The organism is Synechococcus sp. W70.1, assembly GCF_047461515.1.
GTDB lineage: Bacteria > Cyanobacteriota > Cyanobacteriia > Thermostichales > Thermostichaceae > Thermostichus.
In genome coordinates this window covers 84881-103498 of the sequence record NZ_JANSHH010000025.1, presented here as the reverse complement: position 1 = coordinate 103498, position 18618 = coordinate 84881, and the positions used below count along the sequence as shown (strand labels likewise).

Below are 18618 nucleotides of genomic sequence, written 5' to 3'. Positions count from 1 at the left end.
GCCGGGGATCTCTGCAGGGATCCCTGGCTCTAGAGCTTGGCGCCGCACTCGGGGCAGAACTTGTGCGAGCTGGGGTTCTTAGCGCCGCAGTTGGGGCAATAGATCAACTCGGCAGCCTGCTCCAGTTGCCGCTTTTCCGGCAGGCCAATCATCTGGTAGTTGGCTTTGCCAGCAGGCACCATTGGGTAGCAGTTCTCATCCCGCTTGACCACAAAATCAGCCACTACTGGCCCCTCATGGCGCAGCATTTCCTGGATAGCGTCGTCCACTTGATCGGGGTGATCGACGCGCATGCCCTTGATACCAAAGGCTTCGGCCAGCTTGACAAAATCTGGCATGCCCGCCGCCATATCGGAGTGAGAATAGCGCTCGCCGTGGAAAGCCTGTTGCCACTGCCGCACCATGCCTTGCCAGCCATTGTTGATAATGGCCACCTTAGTGGCAATGCCGTACTGGGCCACCGTGCCCAGCTCCTGCATATTCATCTGGAAGCTGGCATCGCCACTGATGCAGATGACTTCCTCGTGAGGCAGGGCCACCTTGACTCCTATGGCTGCTGGAAAGCCGTAGCCCATGGTGCCCAAGCCGGCGCTGGAGATCCAGCGGCGGGGTCCAGTGCGCAGAAACTGGGCCGCCCACATCTGGTGCTGACCCACATCAGTGGTGTAGTAGGCGTGGGGAGCATGGCGCCGAAACGCCTCAATGACCTGCTGCGGGGCAATCACGCCCTCATAAGAGGGCACTTGCAAGGGGTACTCCCGTTTCCAGCGCTCGATCCGCGCCAGCCAAGCTTGCGTTTGGCCAGGGGTGTAGGGCATTTTACTTAGCTGCGCCAACAGCTCCACCAAAACGGTGCGCACATCTCCCACAATCGGCACGTCAGGGACGCGGTTTTTGCCCACCTCCGCTGGGTCGATGTCGACGTGGATAACTTTGGCATGCTTGGCGAATTCGTCCAGCTTGCCGGTTACACGGTCGTCGAAGCGAGCTCCAAGGGCAATGAGCAGGTCGCACTCAGTAACAGCAAAGTTGGCGTAGGCCGTGCCATGCATGCCCAGCATCCCCACTGAGAGGGGATCATTCTCATCAAAGGCCCCCTTGCCCATGAGGGTGGTGGTTACCGGGATCTGGTAAGTGTGGGCCAGCTCCGCAATCTCAGCATGGGCTCCGGAGATGATGGCCCCGCCGCCCACGTAGAGCAAGGGTCGCTTGGCCTGCAGGATAAGTTTGGCTGCCGCGTGGATCTGGCGAGGGTTGCCCCGCACAGTGGGCCGGTAGCCGGGGATATGGACCTCACTGACCGGCTGGTAGTCGAACTCTTCCAGGCCCACATCTTTGGGGATGTCGATCAACACTGGACCGGGTCGCCCCGTGCTGGCGATGTGGAAGGCCTCGGCCACAATCCGGGCCATCTGCCGGGGGTCGCGCACCACGTAGGAGTGTTTGACAATGGGCAGGGTGATGCCAAAAATGTCAGTCTCCTGAAAGCCATCAGTACCAATCAAATGGCGGGGCACCTGGCCGGTAATGGCCACCAGAGGCACAGAGTCCATCATGGCGTTGGCGATGCCTGTCACCAAATTGGTTGCCCCCGGCCCCGAGGTGGCAAAGCACACCCCCACCTTGCCGGTAGCGCGGGCGTAGCCATCGGCAGCATGGGCAGCGGCCTGTTCGTGGCGGACTAGGAAATGCTTGAGTAGCCCTTGGGATTCGGCCTTGTACAGCTCGTCGTAAACGGGCAGGATTGCTCCTCCCGGATAGCCGAAAATGTGCTGCACCCCATGGCGATGTAAGCTATCCACCAGTGCGTAGGCCCCTGTTGCCACGATGTCCTCTCCCCCCTACCGAGCGTTCAACCTGGAGCGGCTGCATCGGAAGACTGGCCAGCTTTTTAATTCAATTCAACAGTCTAGCAGGGGTTTGCTCTGGGGCTCTGCTTGGGGGTGGATCTCTGTAAAGACAGCGTCTGCCGCGCTCTGGATAGAAGAAAGTAGCCGCTAGCCCCCTAGCTCGTTGGCGAGGTTGCCCCATGAGGCAAACTCCCGCAAAGCTGGCCAGCAGCTATCCTCCTAGGAGCTTGAGCACCGACTGGGATCCCCTAACGTCAATCCATAGCGGGCTAGAAAACGGGGCAAATCAATCACCTGACAGGTATAGGATCCCTGCATTACCAGTCGCCCCTGCTGGGTGATCTCTGCCTGAAACTGAACGCGCCTTCCCTCCACAGCCACGACTTCAACCTCAACCTGCAAGGGATCCCCCACTACCGCCGCCGAGCGGTGTTCCAGGGCAAAGCGGATCCCGACGGCAGCTTCTTCTGCCTCGTAGAAGGGCTGCAAGGTGGTGTGGCCACATCGCTCAATCAGCGCCAACAGAGCCGGGGAGGCGATGACCTGCACACCGGGATTGCCCAGGGCCTCTGCCGTGTGCTCAGGGCCAGGGATCCCTTGCCAAGTGCCACGGGTGCCAAGGGGAACGGGTTTCACGGAAAAAGACGCAGCACAGAAGCGCTGTCCTCGCGATATTTTACAGCCCCAAGCCACTGAGGCAGTAGCAAAGATAAGCTGGAAGGAGGCAGCAAGGGGGCGTTCATGTCCTCAGGACCCTACAAATTCGATCTCTTCCTGCGCTACCACCGCGCCCAGACCCGCTGGGTACGGCAACTGGCCGAGCGGCTGGACCAAGAGGGGTTCAAGGTCTGGTTCGATCGCTGGATGCTGCAACCCGGGGATAACCGCAAGCTGGAACTGCAACTGGCCATCGAGCAGTGCCGCTGGATTGGGGTGGTGGCCTCGCCGGAGTTTGTTGCCAATCCCTGGCCCCGAGATGAGCTCTACAGTGGCTTCTCCCACGCCCCGCCCCGGCAAAACCAGCGTCTCTTGACCCTGCTCCACACGCCCACTGAGCTGCCTCAGCCCCTGGCAGAAGCGCCGCTGGTGGATTTTAGCGGCTCTGAGGAAGACCCGGTGCTGTTTGAGTACCGGGCCCGCGAGCTGATGCACTTTTTGGACCCCAGCTTTCCCGCCCCTGGGGATCTCCAGCGATTTCGGCTGCACTACCGCCGCCGTGAGGAACCTCCTGAAGATGAGGAAGTGCGGGGGTTCCAAGCTTTTCTACGAGCCATTCAGCTAGCCATCCTGCGCATTGCCACTGGCGAACTGCCTTCCGCTACACCAGAGGAAGGGGCACGCAAGATTGCCATTTTGCAATTTCTTCAGCGCCTGTTTCAGTGGAATAGCGCCGATATCCAGTTTGAGCGAGCGGAGGAATGGCGCAAGCGGGGCAACCTAACCGAGGCTCTAGCTGCCTACGACCGCGCCTTGAACATGGATCCCAACTTTGCCCTGGCCTGGAGTCGGCGCGGCGACGTGCTGGTGCAGTTAGGCCGCTACCGCGAGGCAATCGACAGCTACCACGGATCCCTGAGCATTAACCCCTATGACGAGGAGACGCGGCTGCGCTTGGCCCTAATTCTGGGGCGCCTGGGCCAGTACAAAGCGGCGGTGGTCAACTACGACAGGGTGCTGGAGAGCAACCCCGAAGATGCCTTGGCCTGGCACAATCGCGGCATTCGTCTGCTGCAACTCAAACGGCCAAAGCTGGCCCTCAACAGCTTGAACAAGGCGTTGCGACATAACCCCAAGCAACCCCGCAGCTGGTTGGCGCGTGGGATTGCCCTGCGACGGCTGCGGCGGCCCAGTGCAGCGGCGGCCAGTTTTGCCCGGGTCTTGAAGCTCAACCCCAGAAGCGCGCGGGTCTGGCGCTACCAAGGCAATGCCCTCCTCCACTGCCAGCGGCTGCGCTCGGCCATTGAGTGTTACAAGCGCTCGCTGCGACTGCGCCGTCGGGATCCCGTGACGCTATACAACTTGGGCGTGGCCCTGTTGCGCCTGGGGCAGTACCGGTTAGCCAGCAAAGCCCTGGAACGCGCCCTGCGCTATGACCCTGACAACCCCAAAGGCTGGTATGCCCGCGGCGTGGCTTTCCAGAAATTGGGCTACCTCAAAGAGGCCTGCATCCACTTCGAGGAGGCCCTGAAGATCCAGCCAGAGAACTTTCCGGCCCGCTATGCCCTGGCAGCGGTTCTGCAAGCGTTGGGGCAGTACGAGGCTAGTTTGGAGCAGTTCCAACGCCTACTGCAGCAGCGTCCTGGCAGCGTAGCCTGCTGGTTTGGCCAGATCACAAGCCTGCGGCGCTTGGGTCGGCTGGAGGAGGCCCTTGCTGCCAGTCGGCAGAGAACCAGCCTCAATGAGCAGGATCCCTGGGGCTGGTTTGCCTTAGGGCTGGTCTATGGCGACCTGAAAGAGGCAGAAAAAGCGGTGGAGGCCTACTCGCGGGTTTTGCAGCTGACCCCCGAGGACGCAGTGGCCCTCAACAACCGCGCCTGGGAAGCCCTGAAGCTGGGGAAATTGGAGCTGGCTTTAGCCGACGCCCAACGGGCCACAGAACTGGAGCCCCAGCGGCCTGCCTTTTGGCATACCTTGGGGCTAGCCCAACTGCGGACTGGCCAGCAGGAAGCGGCCCAGGCTAGTTGGCAGCGCTGCCTAGAGCTAGACCCCCAGTTTCAGCCAGCCCAAGCGGCGCTGCAGGAGTTGGCTCTTGTCAATCCCGCCGCGAGCCCTGCCCCTGCGGCAATGCCAGGTTCAGCCTTGCCAGCGCTGGAGACCCTCAGCCCTCAAGAAGACCTGCCCACCCCTGTGCAGCAGCCACTAGGCAGAGCTGGACTTTTAGGTGTGAAAGGGAATAGCGAGCAGGGGCAACAGCGCCAACCCTAGCCAACCCCAACTCCCCGGAAACGGCGAGAGCCCGGAGACCTCAGGCCCTTTGGGCTGCAGCAAAGCCTCAATGCGCTCCTGCAGGCGCCCTCCTGGAGGGGGGTCCATTTCCAGGGCAAAGCCAACCCAGGCATTTGACGGCTGCTGTCCCCTCCCATAGCTCACCACCTGCAGCAGCGCCTCTCCCAGCACCAAGGGATCCACCCGCTGGGCTGCCCAGCGATCCGCTCGCAGTTCCCGCAGGGTCAGCAACTCCTGCCAGAGGAGCTCCGTATTTGGCAGCCAAGCGCTAAAGCGGCGCAGCCAGCCCACCGCCGACATCCACAGGGTATCGCGGTAGTGGCGATGGGCCTCTTCGTGGATCAGCACTGCCCGCAGGTGTTCTTCATCCAACTGCTGCAGCAGGCCGCGGCTAACTACCAGTTGCGAGTTCCACACGCCTACCTGAGCGGCAAAAGGGATCTCCAAGTCCAAAACGTAAGCCGAAAAGCCACACAAATTCACCTGCGCCAGGGCCTGCCGGTGGGCGCGTTGACAGGAGCACCAGTACTCCCCAATCCAGCGCAAGGCCAGGCCTGTGGCTGCCGCCAGTACCAACAGCGCACAGCCGTAGGAAAACCACCCTCCCGCTCCAGCCATTTGTCCCCGTGGCCCCATCCAGGCCAAAGCCAGGGCGGTTGTTAGCAAAAACAGGGGCGGCAGCAAGAAGTGGATCCAGGCCCACTGCCAGCGCTGCGCCCAGGAGCCCGCTCTATCTAGCCGCACTTGGGCTCGCCACAGCCAACTGAAGGCCAAGCCCAACAGCAACAGGCCCAGGTGGCTCACTGGGGATCCCTCCTAGCCTGGCGGGCTGCTCGCAGCCGTTCGGCAATCGCCTGCAACTGGGAAACACTGGCCTGATCCAGGCTGTCGGCAAAGGCGGCCACGGTGTCTGGGTCGCTCACTGCCAAAAACTGCTGCAAGTGGGCAAAGGCTCTTAGGCTAGCAGCTTCCTGGCGAGAGAGACGGGGCCGCCACAGCATTGGCAAAGACCGCCCCTCGGCATCGGTGCGCCGCTCACAGCTTACCCAGCCCTTTTGGCTCAGGCGCCGCAAAACGGTAGTTACCGAGGCATAAGCCAGCTCCCGATCCGGGTCGGCCAGAATGCGCTCGTGGATTTGACGAGTGCTGGCACTGCCGAGATCCCAAAGGATTTCAAGGATCTCCGACTCCAGAGGGCCCAGTGACAGTTGCTTGGGACGATGCTTTGGCAACATGATCCCCTGCCTGAGAAGGGGCACTTAGTCCAGGCTAGCTTAAGCCTCGGCAGCGCCCTTCCTTCCTGAACAAGAAGTCTATAGAAAGGCTCAGGGAGCACTCTGGAGAGTGCCGTCTTCTGTTAGGAAGCGAGGGCTTAGAAAAGGACGCAGCGCCTGGGGAATGCGGATCGAGCCGTCTGGCTGCTGGTGATTTTCCAACAGAGCGGCTAGAGTCCGTCCCACCGCCAAGCCGGAGCCATTGAGGGTGTGGACGAAGTGGGTGCCCTTTTGCCCAGCCTCTTTGTAGCGCAGGTTGGCGCGGCGGGCCTGGAAATCCCAGCAGTTGGAGCAACTGGAGATCTCGCGGTAGCGGTTTTGGGAGGGGAACCACACTTCCAGATCGAAGCAGCGGGCCGCCGAAAAACCGAGATCGCCGGTACACAGCTCCACCACCCGGTAGGGCAGCTCCAGCATCTGTAAGATGGCCTCAGCATCCTGCACGAGTTTTTCGTGCTCGGCCTCCGATTGCTGGGGATGGGTAATCTTGACTAACTCTACCTTTTGAAACTGGTGCAGCCGGATTAGGCCCTTGGTGTCCCGGCCATAGCTGCCGGCTTCGCGGCGAAAGCAAGGTGTGTAGGCACAAAAATAAAGCGGCAGACGTTCGGCCGGGATCACCTCATCCCGGTACAGGTTCGTGAGGGGCACTTCTGCCGTCGGAATTAGCCAGAGGTCGTCCTCAGCACAGCGAAAGCTCTCTGAGGCAAACTTGGGCAGTTGCCCTGTCCCCTCTAAGGCGGCGCTGTTGACCAAAAAAGGAGGGATCACCTCGGTGTAGCCAGCGGCAATGTGGCGCTCCAGCATCATGGCAATCAAAGCCCGCTCCAGAGCTGCTCCTGCCCCTACCATGGCCACAAAGCGGCTCTGGGCTACCTTGACGGCACGGCCAACCTCCAAGAGGCCCAGCTTCTCGGCAATCTCGTCATGGGGAAGAACGGGGTGAGTGGGTTTTAGCGCATCCCCCCAGCGGCGCACCTCCACGTTTCCCGTCTCATCCTGGCCCACTGGCACGTTGGGTAAGGGCAGATTGGGCAGGGTGAGGAGAAGAGTCCGTATCTCCTCCTCCAGCTCCCGCTCCCGCTGCTCCAGCTGGGCAATCTCAGCCTTGAGATCTGCTCCTTGCTGCCGCAGGGCCGTCACTTCCGCTCCCTGGGGATCCGCCCCCTGCCGGATGAGCTCGCCCACTTTCTTGCCCAGGCTGTTGCTTTCGGCCTGCAGAGCAACGCGCCGGGTCTCCAACTGGCGCCGCTTGCCATCCAGCTCTAGGATCCTATCCAAATCGGCAGCAGCCCCGCGCTTGTTCAGGGCTTGGCGTACTTCCTCCGGGCGATCCCGCAGCAGCTTTAGATCCAGCACAAGACCTGCCTAGCAAGAACTTCTTACTTTTTCAGCCAGCTAAACATGGCCCGCAGCTCCTTGCCCACTTTCTCAATGGGGTGCTCGGCCTCGCGGCGGCGCATCGCAGTCAACACCGGTTTACCTGCCTGGTTTTCTAGGACAAACTCGCGGGCAAACTGGCCACTTTGGATCTCAGCAAGGATGCGCTTCATCTCGGCACGGACTTGCTCCGTGATGAGGCGGGGGCCACGGGTGTAGTCGCCGTATTCTGCCGTGTTGGAGATGCTCTGGCGCATTTTCTCCAGCCCCCCCTCGACGATGAGATCCACAATTAACTTAACTTCGTGCAGGCACTCGAAGTAGGCCAACTCCGGCTGATAGCCTGCTTCCACCAACGTCTCAAACCCCGCTTTGATCAGGGCCGTAAGGCCGCCGCAGAGCACCACTTGCTCGCCGAAGAGATCGGTCTCGGCCTCTTCCCGAAAGGTGGTCTCGAGGATGCCAGCTCGAGTGCCGCCAATCGCCTTGGCATAGGCCATGGCCCGCTCCCGCGCCATCCCGGAGGCATCCTGATAGACAGCAAAGAGACAGGGCACCCCCTGCCCCTCTAGGTAAGTGCGCCGCACCAGGTGACCAGGGCCTTTGGGAGCCACCATGATGACATCGATATCCGGGGGGGGTTGAATCTGGCCAAAGTGGATGTTGAAGCCGTGGGCAAATAGAAGCACCTTGCCCGGCCGCAGATGGGGGCAAATCTCGCTCTGGAAGACAGCCTTTTGGACTTCATCGGGCAAGAGGATCATCACCCAGTCAGCGGCAGCAGCGGCATCGGCCACCGTCTTGACGGTCAACCCCTCCTGCTCGGCTTTGGGCCAAGAGGGGCTGCCGGGGTAGAGGCCGACGAGGACGTTGACACCGCTGTCGCGCAGGTTGAGAGCGTGGGCGTGCCCCTGGCTGCCGTAGCCAATGATGGCCACCGTCTGGCCGTTTAGGAACTCTAGGTTGGCGTCGGTATCGTAGTAGAGGCGAGCCATACTTAGGCTGGGTAGGGAGTAGCTGCGTTTGAACTAGGATACCAGGATGGCAGGGAAAAACAGAGCAGGTTCAGTGGCCATAGTGAACGGTCTTCACCCACCTCAGCCGTTTGGGTTGCACACACATCCGAGCCGTGGTGACAATCATAACCGGCAGCCAGTGGAGCATGTAGAGCAACCCCAGGACCATACGCCACCACAGTTGCCGCCCGCGTAGCCCCTCCACCTGGCGCAGGCCGCGATAGAAGGCCAGGGTCAGGGATCCCATGACCAGAGCGTTCAGGGGAAGCAGCACTGAGGAGTGGCCCGTCAACAGCACCCAGAGGGTATCGGGAACCAAAGCCATGGGCAGCAGATACTGGGAGATAAAGAAAGCCCAGAGATCAACGGTCTTGGCCATGCCTAGGCGACCGCTGAGGATCCCTGGCCAATAGTCAAGGTAACGCTGGTAACCCCCTTCTGCCCAACGACAACGCTGGTACCAAAGGCTTTTCCAAGAGGTAACCCCCTCTTCGACAATAGCGGGCTCGGTGAGGAAGGCAATATCCACCCCTGCCAGGTGGAGCTTCAAGGTGAGGTCCAGGTCGTCGGTGAGGGTGCTTTCGTTCCAGCCGCCGCACTTTTCCAGAACATCTCGCCGTACCAACTGGCCGTTGCCCCGCAGTTCGCCAATACCGCCGATGAGTACCCGCTGCTGTTGCAAGTAGGCATCGGAGGCCATCTCTGCCACCTGGCCCAGCGTCCAGAAGTTGACGTCGGGGTTGCTCAGGGCTTTGCGCACCTGTACAGCACCTACTGCCCGCCGACCAGGACGAGGAGGCTGAGCAAATAAAGGCAGGGTGCGAACCAGTAGATCCGAGGGCACAATGGCGTCGGCATCACAGACAAGGATAATCTCTCCCTGGGTCAGGGGAAGGACCTCGTTAAGGGCACCAGACTTTCCGCCCCCTCGCCCTGGGGGCCGCCGGTAAACTCGGAGGTGCGGCAGCCATTTTTGGGCCTCCTGCAGGATGTCTGGGGTGGCATCGCTGCTGGCGTCATCAATGGCCCAGAGCTCTAGATGGCTGCGAGGGTAGTCCAGCTGGCTAAGGCTGTGCAGCAGCCGCGGTAGCACAGCGCTCTCGTTTTTGGCCGGGATCAGCACCGTTACCCGCGGCAGAGGCGGCTCCTGCAAGGCCAAAGCCTCTGAGGGAAGGTTGGGAGATCCCTTGTCAACCTCGTCTCCAACTGGGGTTTCCAGGGAGTGAAGCCGCAAGGGAGGCGGCGGCTCTGCCGGCTGCAGGCGAAACAGGCGGTTGACGTGGATAACCATGAAGGTAGCTAGGCCAACAGTAAGCCAACGGGCCACGGCTACCTGATGCATCAGGCTCACTACCCCCCACACCATCGCCAAAACTAGCAGAGCTTTAAGCCGGCGGCGCTGGGCTGAGGTAAGCAGCCACTCGGGGAGATCCAGATCCTCAAGGGGAACCGCCTCTGACCAGACAAACTCAGACATGGGGAGCATCTTGTCGGTAACAGCTTTGCCCAAATCAACCGGCTTGCCTAAACCTAGGCCTGGCGGCTGTTCAGAGGTCGTTAATAGTCACCACCGGGTTGTCACCGAGTTGGGCTGAAAACCTAAGCTCCTGGGCTGCCACCCCTGCAGCAAGGGATCCCTCCTGCCCCAATGGGGAGCTCATGGGTTGCCACGAATTTCCTTGATGACCCCATCTTCAAGCAGGATCTCCACCTGCATTTTCTGAATCAGATTGTCTCCCTTTTGCACGTAGAAGAAGCTCTCCACGCTGCCCTGCAGCACCTCCCGGTTCAGTTCCAGGTCGCTCAGTTGGTTGAGCTGCTGGAGCAACTGGTTTTTCTGATCCAGGAGCCTAACCTTTTGCTCGTTCACGCGGCTTTTCACTGCTTCCACCTGCTGGAGCACCTGAGGGCTATTGGGGTTAGGGCTTTGCTTTTCGATTTCGGCAATGGCCCGCTTACCCTGAAACTCCAGTTGCTGTATCTGAGCATCGGTGGCTTCAATCTGCCGCTCCAATTGCTCCCGCATTTCTTTCTTCCAGAGGGGGGTGACCACCACCTTAACAGGGATGGTGCGCTTGAGCAGTAACTGAGTGCCGTTGCCGACGTTGTTTTCTTCCATAAGACCGATACCAGGCAGACAATCGAGCAAACTGGGGCTGTAGAAATCTCCCCTCAAAACCCTGGACTTAGGGAAGGAAAGCTCAGCAGACTAAATCCTCTCCTGCTGAGCCGAAGGAAAACACACCTACTCTATCCTACTGGCTGGGATCCCTGCGGTAAAGTCTGGGCTGGGGCGAAATGGCAGCTTTGGTTAAGGATCTTGAAGGTCGCTGCCCTGCGGCGGCGCGAAGTCAGTTAGCGTGAAAGACGGTGTTCTCGGATTTTGCAGCAGCCATGAGCGAACTGGCCTCAACTCCCTTGCGGCCCTCGGCAGGGGCTGCCCAGCCAGTGCGGATCGCCTCCCGCAAAAGCGAGCTGGCTTTGGCCCAGACCTACTGGGTAATGGGACAGTTGCAGGCCCACCATCCAGGATTGCCGCTGGAGCTGCACACGCTTTCCACCCAGGGAGACATCATCCTAGATGTGGCGCTGGCCAAAATTGGAGACAAGGGCTTGTTTACCAAGGAGTTGGAGGTCAGTCTGCTCAACGGCAGTAGCGATCTGGCAGTGCACAGCCTCAAGGATTTGCCCACCCGTTTGCCAGAGGGCCTGGTACTAGGAGCGATTACGCAGAGGGAGGATCCTTTGGACGCGCTGGTGCTGCGGGAGGAGCTGCGTGGCTACCAACTCGCCACCCTGCCCGAAGGGACGGTGATTGGCACTTCGTCGCTACGGCGACTGGCCCAACTGCGCCACGCCTTTCCCCACTTGCAGTTTAAGGACGTGCGGGGCAACCTTAACACGCGCTTGGCCAAGCTGGATCGGGGGGAGTACGACGGCCTGATTTTGGCGGTGGCCGGCCTAAAGCGGCTGGGCAAAACCGACCGGATCCACGAGGTGCTGGATCCCAGTGTGTCTCTGTACGCCGTTGGCCAGGGATCCCTCGGCATCGAGTGCCGGCAGGGGGACGAGCGGATTCTGGAGCTCATCCGACCCTTGGCTGATGCGGAGGCGACAGCCCGCTGTTTGGCCGAGCGAGCTTTCCTGCGGGCTTTGGAAGGAGGGTGTCAAGTGCCCATCGGCGTCCACAGCCAAGTTCGAGGGGAAGAGCTGCACCTGACCGGCATGGTGGCCGACCTAGAGGGGCGACGGCTCATCCGCGATACCCAGACGGGATCCACCGCCGATCCGGAAGCGGTTGGGGTGGCCCTGGCGGAGAAGCTGAAGCAGCAGGGAGCCGACGAGATCTTGCAGGAGATCTTTGCCCGGGCTCGCTGCTAAATTCTCTTGGCTAGCTCTCGGGAAACTGGCCAAGGGAAAGAAAAACGGCAGGGAGAGTTTTAGATCCCCCCCTCTGCCGTTACTGCTGCCAAGGACTTGCCTCAGATAGGGAACTCACATTCACAGCAGCAGTAGTTGAGCTCCACCTTAGCTTCCAAGACAGCCGTGTCGTCTTGAACCACCAACGTAACCTTGTTGTTGGCAACTTCAGCGGGCGAGAGCGTTAGGGTTTTGGTAAAAGTCTGACCTGTCGAACTAACAGGTGAAGCGTATAGGAACCCCGATTGAGTTAGAGTGCCGCCGTTATACACGTAGTACTTGTCGTTGCCCGCATCCGGAGAACTGTTGCTGCTAGCCGGCAAATTGTTGCGGTAGGCAAACGTCAGAGTACCTCCCAGCCGGCAGCCTGCTTTACAAGGAGGATTCCATTGAAAAGTGTGAGCAAAGACTTTATTTGGGTTTGGTTCTGACCAGTTGGTAGTTCCATAAGGACCCTGGAGCTTGTTCCAAATGGTGGCTGGAATCTCTGGCTGCAAAGGAACAGCGGGGCTGGGTGGCGGAGCCTGCAGCCTCACCGACTGCAACCTCATGGGCCGAGGGCAGGGGAGCGTGGGCAACGGTCTTGGAGAGGGGAGAATGGGGATCTGGCGGAACAGCTCATCGATGGCCTCAGTTTCGGGAACAGGGGAGGGCGCGGGTTCTGGAGTCCTAGGCCTTGCTGGCACAGCCGGCCTTGGAGCTTGCGCTACCGGAAAGTGCCCCCAAAACAGATCTCTACCAGAGGCAATCGAGGAAGGGCCATAGCTCCAGAAACCAAAAGAGACTAGAGCCAGTATACCTAGGCCCAGGCCTGTTTTTTTCATTGACGTTCTCCAAGAAACTTTCTACCAATAAAGACTTTTCAGAGAAGAGTAAGTTCCCTAAGTGTCGCGATTTTTTGTAAACTTCTATTGACTCTTGAGCTCCTGAGAAAGCCAAAGGAAAGATTCCTAGGCATTGAAGATACGTCTCTCAAACTTCAGCCCAAGCCAGATCACGCCGATCCCACAGACCACCAGCACCGCCGACTTAGCCAACAGGCCGGTTGGGTACTCGAAAAAGCGGGTCAGCACCACCAAGGTCAGGCCCAATAGCCCCTGCCAGAAGCGGCTCCGCCGCCCCTGCTGCAGCCCTTCCCAGCAGAGCACCACCGACAATCCCACGAGCAAAAGGGTCACGATCCAGGGAGCAAAGAAGGCCAAGGCTACCTTTGCGGTTAGGTTCAAAGGCAGGGCGCTGCGGATCCCCAGCAAAAGCGCCAAGGCAACCAGCGAGAACAGAACGGCAGCATCCTTCAGCCAAGCAGAAACGGGCTGGGAACTCTTTGCCTGCCAGCCCTGCCACCAGCTCCAACCGGCTAGCAATAGCAATCCTGCTGCCGACAGGCCCGCCCAGGGATCCACAGTTTGGACTAAGGGTACAGGTTTGAGATCCCAGTCCCAAAGCTCACGAAAGCTCCAGAGGTAGAGGAGAAAGCCCAACCCCAGGAAGGCCAGCCCCTCCGCCGTCGAGTCCAAATCCAAGCCTTGCTCCTGCTCGCCCTCCTGGCCATCTTCTCCGGTCAAGATCTGGCCTAGCCACTGCCCATGGCGTTGGTGCCAAAAGCCCAGCCCCCAGACGACAGCAAGACCAAGCAGCAGCCAGAGGGTCAAGCTTTCTGCAGACCTGTCCCAGCGCCCTGCCAGCCTTTCTAGCGCCAGGCCGAAATTCACCAATGCCAAAGCCAAGATCCAACGGGAGCGGCACCCATAGGCAAGGGGCAGCAGTAGGCCAAGGGCCAGCCAGGGGTAGAGAGGATCCAGAGCCGAGCCGATCCCCTCCTCCCACAGGGTAGTTATCCCAGCCAGGGCGAATAAGAGACAGGCCAAGATGCCGCTGGGGGTGTGGACCAAGCTGTAGGCCATGGCCAGGCTGCCTAGCCCCCAGGCCAAGAACAAGCCCGCCGGGGATCCCCCGATTTGAACCCACTGGGCCGTCAGGCCAATGGCAGCCCCCAAAGACAGCTCGCCGGCAATCAACAAGGCGCTGCCCAAGCGCGGGGAGCCCTGCTGCCTAAGCCGAAAGCCGGCCCCCTGCAGCCCCAGCGTGAGAGCCAGGGATCCCAAGGCTCTGGCCCAGCGGGGAATGGCGTCCCAGTTGGCGGCCACGAAGGAGATCGCCCCCAAGCCCACTAGCACGGCGCCAAACAGCAGCAGCAACAGGGTAAAGCGGCTGCCGGCTGTTCGCGGCAAGCTCTCTAGCTGGTAGTACTCCCGCAGGCGATCCCGTTGGGCAGGTTCGATCAACCCCTGCTCCACCCAGGTGTTCAGCAGGTCGGCCAGTTGACGGCGGAAGCGGTCGTCGGGGCGGGGAGAAGTCACAGGGGATCCCGTCAAGGTGCCGGGTGTAGCAGGGTATGTCGCCAGTATTCTAGCCCCCACCCCCAACCCCTTTCCCAAAGGGAGAGGGGAGATTGGGATCCGTAGCCTGGAGCACCCGCTGCAGCACCTCTTGGTAGCCGGCTGCCGGATCGCCGAGATCAAAGCGAAAGAGGTCTTTATCCAGCACTCGTGGCTCAGCTCCCTCCAGATCCCACAGGCGGCAGGTGTCGGGGCTAATTTCGTCCGCTAGCCAGATCTGCCCTTCCTCGTCCAAGCCAAACTCCAACTTAAAGTCCACCAGCTCCAGCCGGCAGCGCCTCCAGAAGTCGCGAAGGTGAGTGTTGACTGCCAAAGCCAGGGATCCCAACACCTCCACTTGCTCTGGCGTGGCCAGGCGCAACAGGCGGATGTGGTCGGGAGTCACCAGGGGATCCCCCAGGGCGTCGTTTTTGTAGTAAAACTCCACCAGCGGCGGCTGGATAGGAAGCCCCTGCTCCAGGCCCAGGCGCTTGCAGAGGCTGCCGGCAGCACGGTTGCGCACCACCACTTCTAAGGGCAGGATCCGCAGGGCGCGCACCTGCATCTCATGAGGGCCGGTCTGGGCCAGAAAGTGGTTGCGGATGCCCTGCTGCGCCAGGTAGGCAAACACCCGGCTAGAGACGGTGCAGTTGACCTCCCCCTTGCCGGCGATAGATCCCCGCTTTTGGGCATTAAAAGCCGTGGCGTCGTCTTTGTACTGGCAGAGGTAAACCTGGGGATCGGCGGTGCGGTAGACCCGTTTGGCTTTGCCCTCGTAGAGGAGCTCTTGGGGCGTGGGCAAGGAGGACATGAGCAACCCCTAATATCCGTTCAACCGTCCGCGGATCCCTTGCCAGAGGGTGATGGCCAGGATGCGCAGATCCAGCCACAGAGACCAGTTTTGCACGTAGTAGAGATCATACTGGGTGCGGCGGGCAATGCTGGTGTCTCCCCGCAGGCCGTGGATCTGGGCCCAGCCGGTAAGGCCGCTTTTCACCAAGTGCCGATCTGGATACTTGGGGATCTCCTGGCTAAACTGCTCCACGAAGTAGGGCCGCTCGGGGCGAGGGCCCACCAGGCTCATTTCCCCCTTCAAAACGTTCCAAAGCTGGGGAAGCTCGTCCAGATTGGTGCGGCGCAAAAAGGCTCCTATCTTGGTTCGACGCGGATCCCCAGGGCGCGTCCAGCCCGGTTGCCCAGGCTCCTCCGCATCTACCCGCATGGTGCGGAACTTGGCAATCCAAAAGCGCCGCCCATCCAAGCTTACCCGCTCCTGCCAATACAGGATGGGGCCAGGGCTGCTGCAGGCCACCAGCAGAGCGATGACCAGGAAGAGCGGGCTAAGCAACACCAGACCCAGGGAGGCCCCTAGGATATCTACAGCGCGCTTGAGGAAACGGTTGTGGGCATAGCGCAGAGGGGGCTGCCGCAGCGTCAGCAGCGGGATCCCATCCAGAGAGTGGAACTGGAGGTTAACGGTTAAGAAGCTGAGAAGATCTGGCACCAGGCGCACTTGAACGGAGAGGGCTTGCAAGCTCAGCAAGAGGGGCGCAGAGGCCAACTGGGGCTGCCCAAACCACACCTCCTGGATCTCAGGGTGAGCCTGTACATAGGCCACCAGATGAGCGGGCTCAAGCCGCTCCAGCTTCTGCAGAGGCCCCGGCTCTGGCGCCGAGGGATCCCCAGCCACGGCCCAAGCCTTGATCTCGAACCCCAAGGCTGGACAGCGCTCTAGCCGCTCCAGCACCTCAGCCAAAAGCAGTCCGGATCCCACCCAGATGACCCGTCGCCTCCCCTGGCCGCGGGCGTATAGCCAGCCCATGCCCAGCCGCAGCGCTGCCCGCATTACCGTCAAGCCGAGCAGAGCCAGCAGGCCAGCATAGCCCACCACCAAGCGTGAGAGCGAGACGGAGCGCACGAAGAAGGCCCCTGCCAGCACCAGGCCGAAGGTCACCCCCAGCCCCAGCAGCAAGCTGGCCCATTCTTCAAAGCGAGATAGGCGCTTTGATTCGCTGTATCCTCCCAAACCGGCCTGAACGCCCCAGTAGCTGAGAACGGTCAGCAACCCCAAGCCAGCGTAAACATCCCACGGCAAAAGCTGGTGAGGGCCTAGGCTGCGCAGCCAGTAAGCTGCCCCGAAGGCCAGCCAAATACAGAGCCCATCCCCAAAACAGGCCAAGGGCACCCACAGGTGGTGCGGATCTAGGCTCAGGGTGTAGCTACCCAAAAAGGGCCCCGTCCTCCTCCAAGAGGACTGCCTCTGGCTAAAGGGATTGGCCAAGAACTGTCTCCTCTAGAGTCCAGACTGGGATTCTAGTGGTTGGCCGTCCCAACTGGCCAGAGAGCTGCCCCAGCCAACCTAGAGGACACTACAGCCCGTAGAAATCGGGGCCGGATCCCTCGTAGCTGGGGTTAACCCGCAAGTTGAGATAGGGGCAGACAATCTCGCAGGTGCGGCACTGGATGCAGTTTTCCAAAGCCATGGCGTGGGAGCGGAGGCCGTTGCGTTCCCGGATGTGGTGGACTTCTGCCGGGCAATCGGCCACGCAGGGGGTAGGGCGGTTAAGTTTGTCGTAGGTGGCAATGCACTGGCGGCAGGTGTCGGCGCTAAACTCGAGGATATGGCGGTTGCCTTCGGGGTAGCGGGGATCCGCAAAAAAGACGGCCTCGGATCGCGAGAAATAGCCCGCTCGAGTGGTCAATGTTTCGGGATCCACAACGCTGGGGGCCACAAAGTCCGCCTGGATGGCGGCATGGGGGGCCACATATCCCCGTGGGGGTGGCTCGCTGGCGCTGACCCGTCCCGTCAGCAGGGTATAGGCACGCAGGAGTTCCCCGCCGCGACGCACGGGATCCTGCAGGCCCCAGCGCAGGGATCCCAGCCAAGGGTGGCCGGCATCCACGCTGCAGCAGATCTGGGGCAGGTACGCTTCCAGCAGACGGGAGTTTTCCAAAAAGGCCTCCCGGAAGTAGCGGCTACGGTAGAGATCTTGGCCAACGGAGCTCTCCATCACCGCCTTTTGGTAGGCCTCTTGGATCCGCAGATCTCCTTTCAAGAAGCCGTCGTGAATGAGGCCCGCTGCTAGGTAGCCGGTCTCCATGGCGTTGTTGATCCCGGCCAGGCTGCCCACATCCAGCACCCCCAGGGCATCGCCCAAGAGCAAGGCCCCTTCGACGCCAAAGCGGGTGGGCAAGCTGTAGTAGCCCCCTTCGGGAATGACAGCCGCCCCGTACTTGAGCAACTTGCCGCCAGCAATCAGGGACTGGATCCAGGGGTGGGCTTTGAACTCCTGCAGGCGCTGCTGCGGGTTGAGGTTGGGATTTTTGCTGTCGAGGCCAATGATGAGGCCCAGAGCCAGGCGGTTATCTTTGAGACCATAGACAAAGCCGCCGCCAAAGCTGCCATCCAAAACGGGGTAGCCCAGGGTATGCCACACCTGCCCCTGCAGTGAGCCAGGAATCTGCCACAGCTCCTTGACCCCCACTGACCACAGTTGCGGGCGGGGGCGCAGGTGAAATCTTTCGATCAGGTCCTTAGAGATAAACCCCTTGTCGCCAAAACAAGTGAGCTCGGCAAAGACACAGTCTTCATAAACCTGGCCGGAGTCGCTCACCCGCACCCCAATGACTCGCTCCCCCTCATAGAGGATCTCATGGGCGGCAAAGCCAGGGAATACGTCCAGGGTGACGTTGGGGATCCCTTTGGCCTTTTCCTGGAGGGTTTCGGCCAGCCAGCGAATGACATGGCTGAGGGTGAGGATGAGCTGCCCCTGTTTGCGCAACCCCTTTGGGATCACTGCCTCTGGCAAGTCCCAGCGTTCCTGGGATCCCAATATGCTCAGGTGGCTCACCTCCACCCGCCCCTCGTGGGGAAATCCTTGGCTCTCAAAATCCGGGAAAAGCTTGGCAATCACCTGGGGGTTGCAGATAGCGCCACTGACAATGTGCCCACCAAATTGCCGGGCTTTTTCCAAAATGGCAATGGAGATTTTAAGCCCAGAGAGCTTGGCCAGATCCAGAAGGCGATGGGCCAGGATTAGGTTCGAGCAGCTCCCCCCCACCAAAAGCAGGTCGTAGCGGATGGCTTCACCCATGCAGAATTCCCCACGCAGCGGCTTTGGATGGCCTGCCTGTATCCTAAAAAGAGGCGGTGGAAAGAAAGCAAAACTTTAGACCTTCTCAAGCTTCTGCGCTGCCTCCACAGCCGAGACAATGGCCAACTCTCCTTCTCATCGGTGGACGGTCGCGGTGCCTCTTCTAGCAAGACTGTCGGGGTTTTTCCTCAGACTTCGGGCCAAGCTGTCTGCACTGCCGTCTGGGTTCAAGCAATCCCTAGCTTTTGCGATGGCAATAC

The 18618-nt window shown here is 60.6% G+C and carries 14 protein-coding genes; 2 read left to right on the top strand and 12 right to left on the bottom strand.

Annotated features, from left to right (window positions below):
* Nucleotides 1-29: 29 nt before the first annotated feature.
* Nucleotides 30-1826, bottom strand: coding sequence for a biosynthetic-type acetolactate synthase large subunit (gene ilvB, locus NW808_RS06065; protein WP_414420619.1), 1797 nt, complete (start codon nt 1824-1826; stop codon nt 30-32).
* Nucleotides 1827-2069: 243 nt separating this feature from the next.
* On the bottom strand, nt 2070-2486 hold the full coding sequence (locus tag NW808_RS06060) for a thioesterase family protein (protein ID WP_414420618.1): 417 nt from the start codon (nt 2484-2486) through the stop codon (nt 2070-2072).
* A gap of 105 nt (nt 2487-2591) precedes the next feature.
* Between NW808_RS06060 and NW808_RS06055 the strand changes: the two genes are divergently transcribed.
* Nucleotides 2592-4775, top strand: coding sequence for a tetratricopeptide repeat protein (locus NW808_RS06055; protein ID WP_414420617.1), 2184 nt, complete (start codon nt 2592-2594; stop codon nt 4773-4775).
* Here NW808_RS06055 and NW808_RS06050 read toward each other — a convergent pair.
* From NW808_RS06050 to NW808_RS06025, 6 genes are all read right to left on the bottom strand, one after another.
* On the bottom strand, nt 4728-5600 hold the full coding sequence (locus tag NW808_RS06050) for a M56 family metallopeptidase (RefSeq protein ID WP_414420616.1): 873 nt from the start codon (nt 5598-5600) through the stop codon (nt 4728-4730). The two genes, NW808_RS06055 and NW808_RS06050, sit on opposite strands and share 48 nt — an antisense overlap.
* The gene (locus NW808_RS06045) at nt 5597-6031 is read right to left on the bottom strand and encodes a BlaI/MecI/CopY family transcriptional regulator (protein WP_414393902.1); all 435 of its coding nucleotides are present in this window, start codon (nt 6029-6031) and stop codon (nt 5597-5599) included. The genes NW808_RS06050 and NW808_RS06045 overlap by 4 nt, the downstream gene beginning before the upstream one ends.
* Nucleotides 6032-6121: 90 nt before the next feature.
* Nucleotides 6122-7429, bottom strand: coding sequence for a serine--tRNA ligase (serS, locus tag NW808_RS06040; RefSeq protein WP_414420615.1), 1308 nt, complete (start codon nt 7427-7429; stop codon nt 6122-6124).
* Nucleotides 7430-7452: 23 nt separating this feature from the next.
* Complete coding sequence (ilvC, locus tag NW808_RS06035; protein ID WP_414420614.1) at nt 7453-8445, bottom strand: ketol-acid reductoisomerase; 993 nt, start codon at nt 8443-8445, stop codon at nt 7453-7455.
* A gap of 70 nt (nt 8446-8515) precedes the next feature.
* A complete protein-coding gene (locus NW808_RS06030) occupies nt 8516-9943 on the bottom strand; it encodes a glycosyltransferase family 2 protein (protein ID WP_414420613.1) in 1428 nt (475 codons plus the stop codon).
* Between the two features lie 180 nt (nt 9944-10123).
* Entirely contained in the window at nt 10124-10585 is a 462-nt protein-coding gene (locus tag NW808_RS06025; RefSeq protein ID WP_414410866.1) for a YlqD family protein, read from the bottom strand.
* 275 nt (nt 10586-10860) lie between these two features.
* Here NW808_RS06025 and hemC point away from each other — a divergent pair, with 275 nt between their 5' ends.
* Nucleotides 10861-11847, top strand: coding sequence for a hydroxymethylbilane synthase (gene hemC, locus NW808_RS06020; RefSeq protein WP_414420684.1), 987 nt, complete (start codon nt 10861-10863; stop codon nt 11845-11847).
* A gap of 989 nt (nt 11848-12836) precedes the next feature.
* Here the strand turns inward: hemC and NW808_RS06015 are convergent.
* The 4 genes from NW808_RS06015 to NW808_RS06000 all read right to left on the bottom strand — a co-directional run bounded on the left by NW808_RS06015 (nt 12837) and on the right by NW808_RS06000 (nt 18358).
* Nucleotides 12837-14246, bottom strand: a complete 1410-nt coding sequence (locus NW808_RS06015; RefSeq protein ID WP_414420612.1) for a DUF2157 domain-containing protein — start codon at nt 14244-14246, stop codon at nt 12837-12839.
* A 49-nt stretch (nt 14247-14295) separates the two neighbouring features.
* Nucleotides 14296-15066: a phosphoribosylaminoimidazolesuccinocarboxamide synthase gene (purC, locus tag NW808_RS06010; RefSeq protein ID WP_414410883.1), complete on the bottom strand. Its 771-nt coding sequence runs from the start codon at nt 15064-15066 to the stop codon at nt 14296-14298.
* 18 nt (nt 15067-15084) lie between these two features.
* Nucleotides 15085-16491 carry a sugar transferase gene (locus tag NW808_RS06005; RefSeq protein ID WP_414420611.1) on the bottom strand — a complete coding sequence of 469 codons (1407 nt, stop codon included), beginning with the start codon at nt 16489-16491 and terminating at the stop codon, nt 15085-15087.
* A gap of 142 nt (nt 16492-16633) precedes the next feature.
* On the bottom strand, nt 16634-18358 hold the full coding sequence (locus NW808_RS06000; protein WP_414420610.1) for an electron transfer flavoprotein: 1725 nt from the start codon (nt 18356-18358) through the stop codon (nt 16634-16636).
* Between the last annotated feature and the right edge of the window lie 260 nt (nt 18359-18618).

Excerpts from the sequence above, each read along its gene's own strand:
- ilvC (WP_414420614.1), bottom strand. The coding sequence starts at position 8,445 with ATGGCTCGCCTCTACTACGATACCGACGCCAACCTAGAGTTCCTAAAC.
- hemC (WP_414420684.1), top strand. The coding sequence starts at position 10,861 with ATGAGCGAACTGGCCTCAACTCCCTTGCGGCCCTCGGCAGGGGCTGCC.
- NW808_RS06025 (WP_414410866.1), bottom strand. The coding sequence starts at position 10,585 with ATGGAAGAAAACAACGTCGGCAACGGCACTCAGTTACTGCTCAAGCGC.
- NW808_RS06055 (WP_414420617.1), top strand. The coding sequence starts at position 2,592 with ATGTCCTCAGGACCCTACAAATTCGATCTCTTCCTGCGCTACCACCGC.
- NW808_RS06045 (WP_414393902.1), bottom strand. The coding sequence starts at position 6,031 with ATGTTGCCAAAGCATCGTCCCAAGCAACTGTCACTGGGCCCTCTGGAG.
- NW808_RS06030 (WP_414420613.1), bottom strand. The coding sequence starts at position 9,943 with ATGTCTGAGTTTGTCTGGTCAGAGGCGGTTCCCCTTGAGGATCTGGAT.
- NW808_RS06000 (WP_414420610.1), bottom strand. The coding sequence starts at position 18,358 with ATGGGTGAAGCCATCCGCTACGACCTGCTTTTGGTGGGGGGGAGCTGC.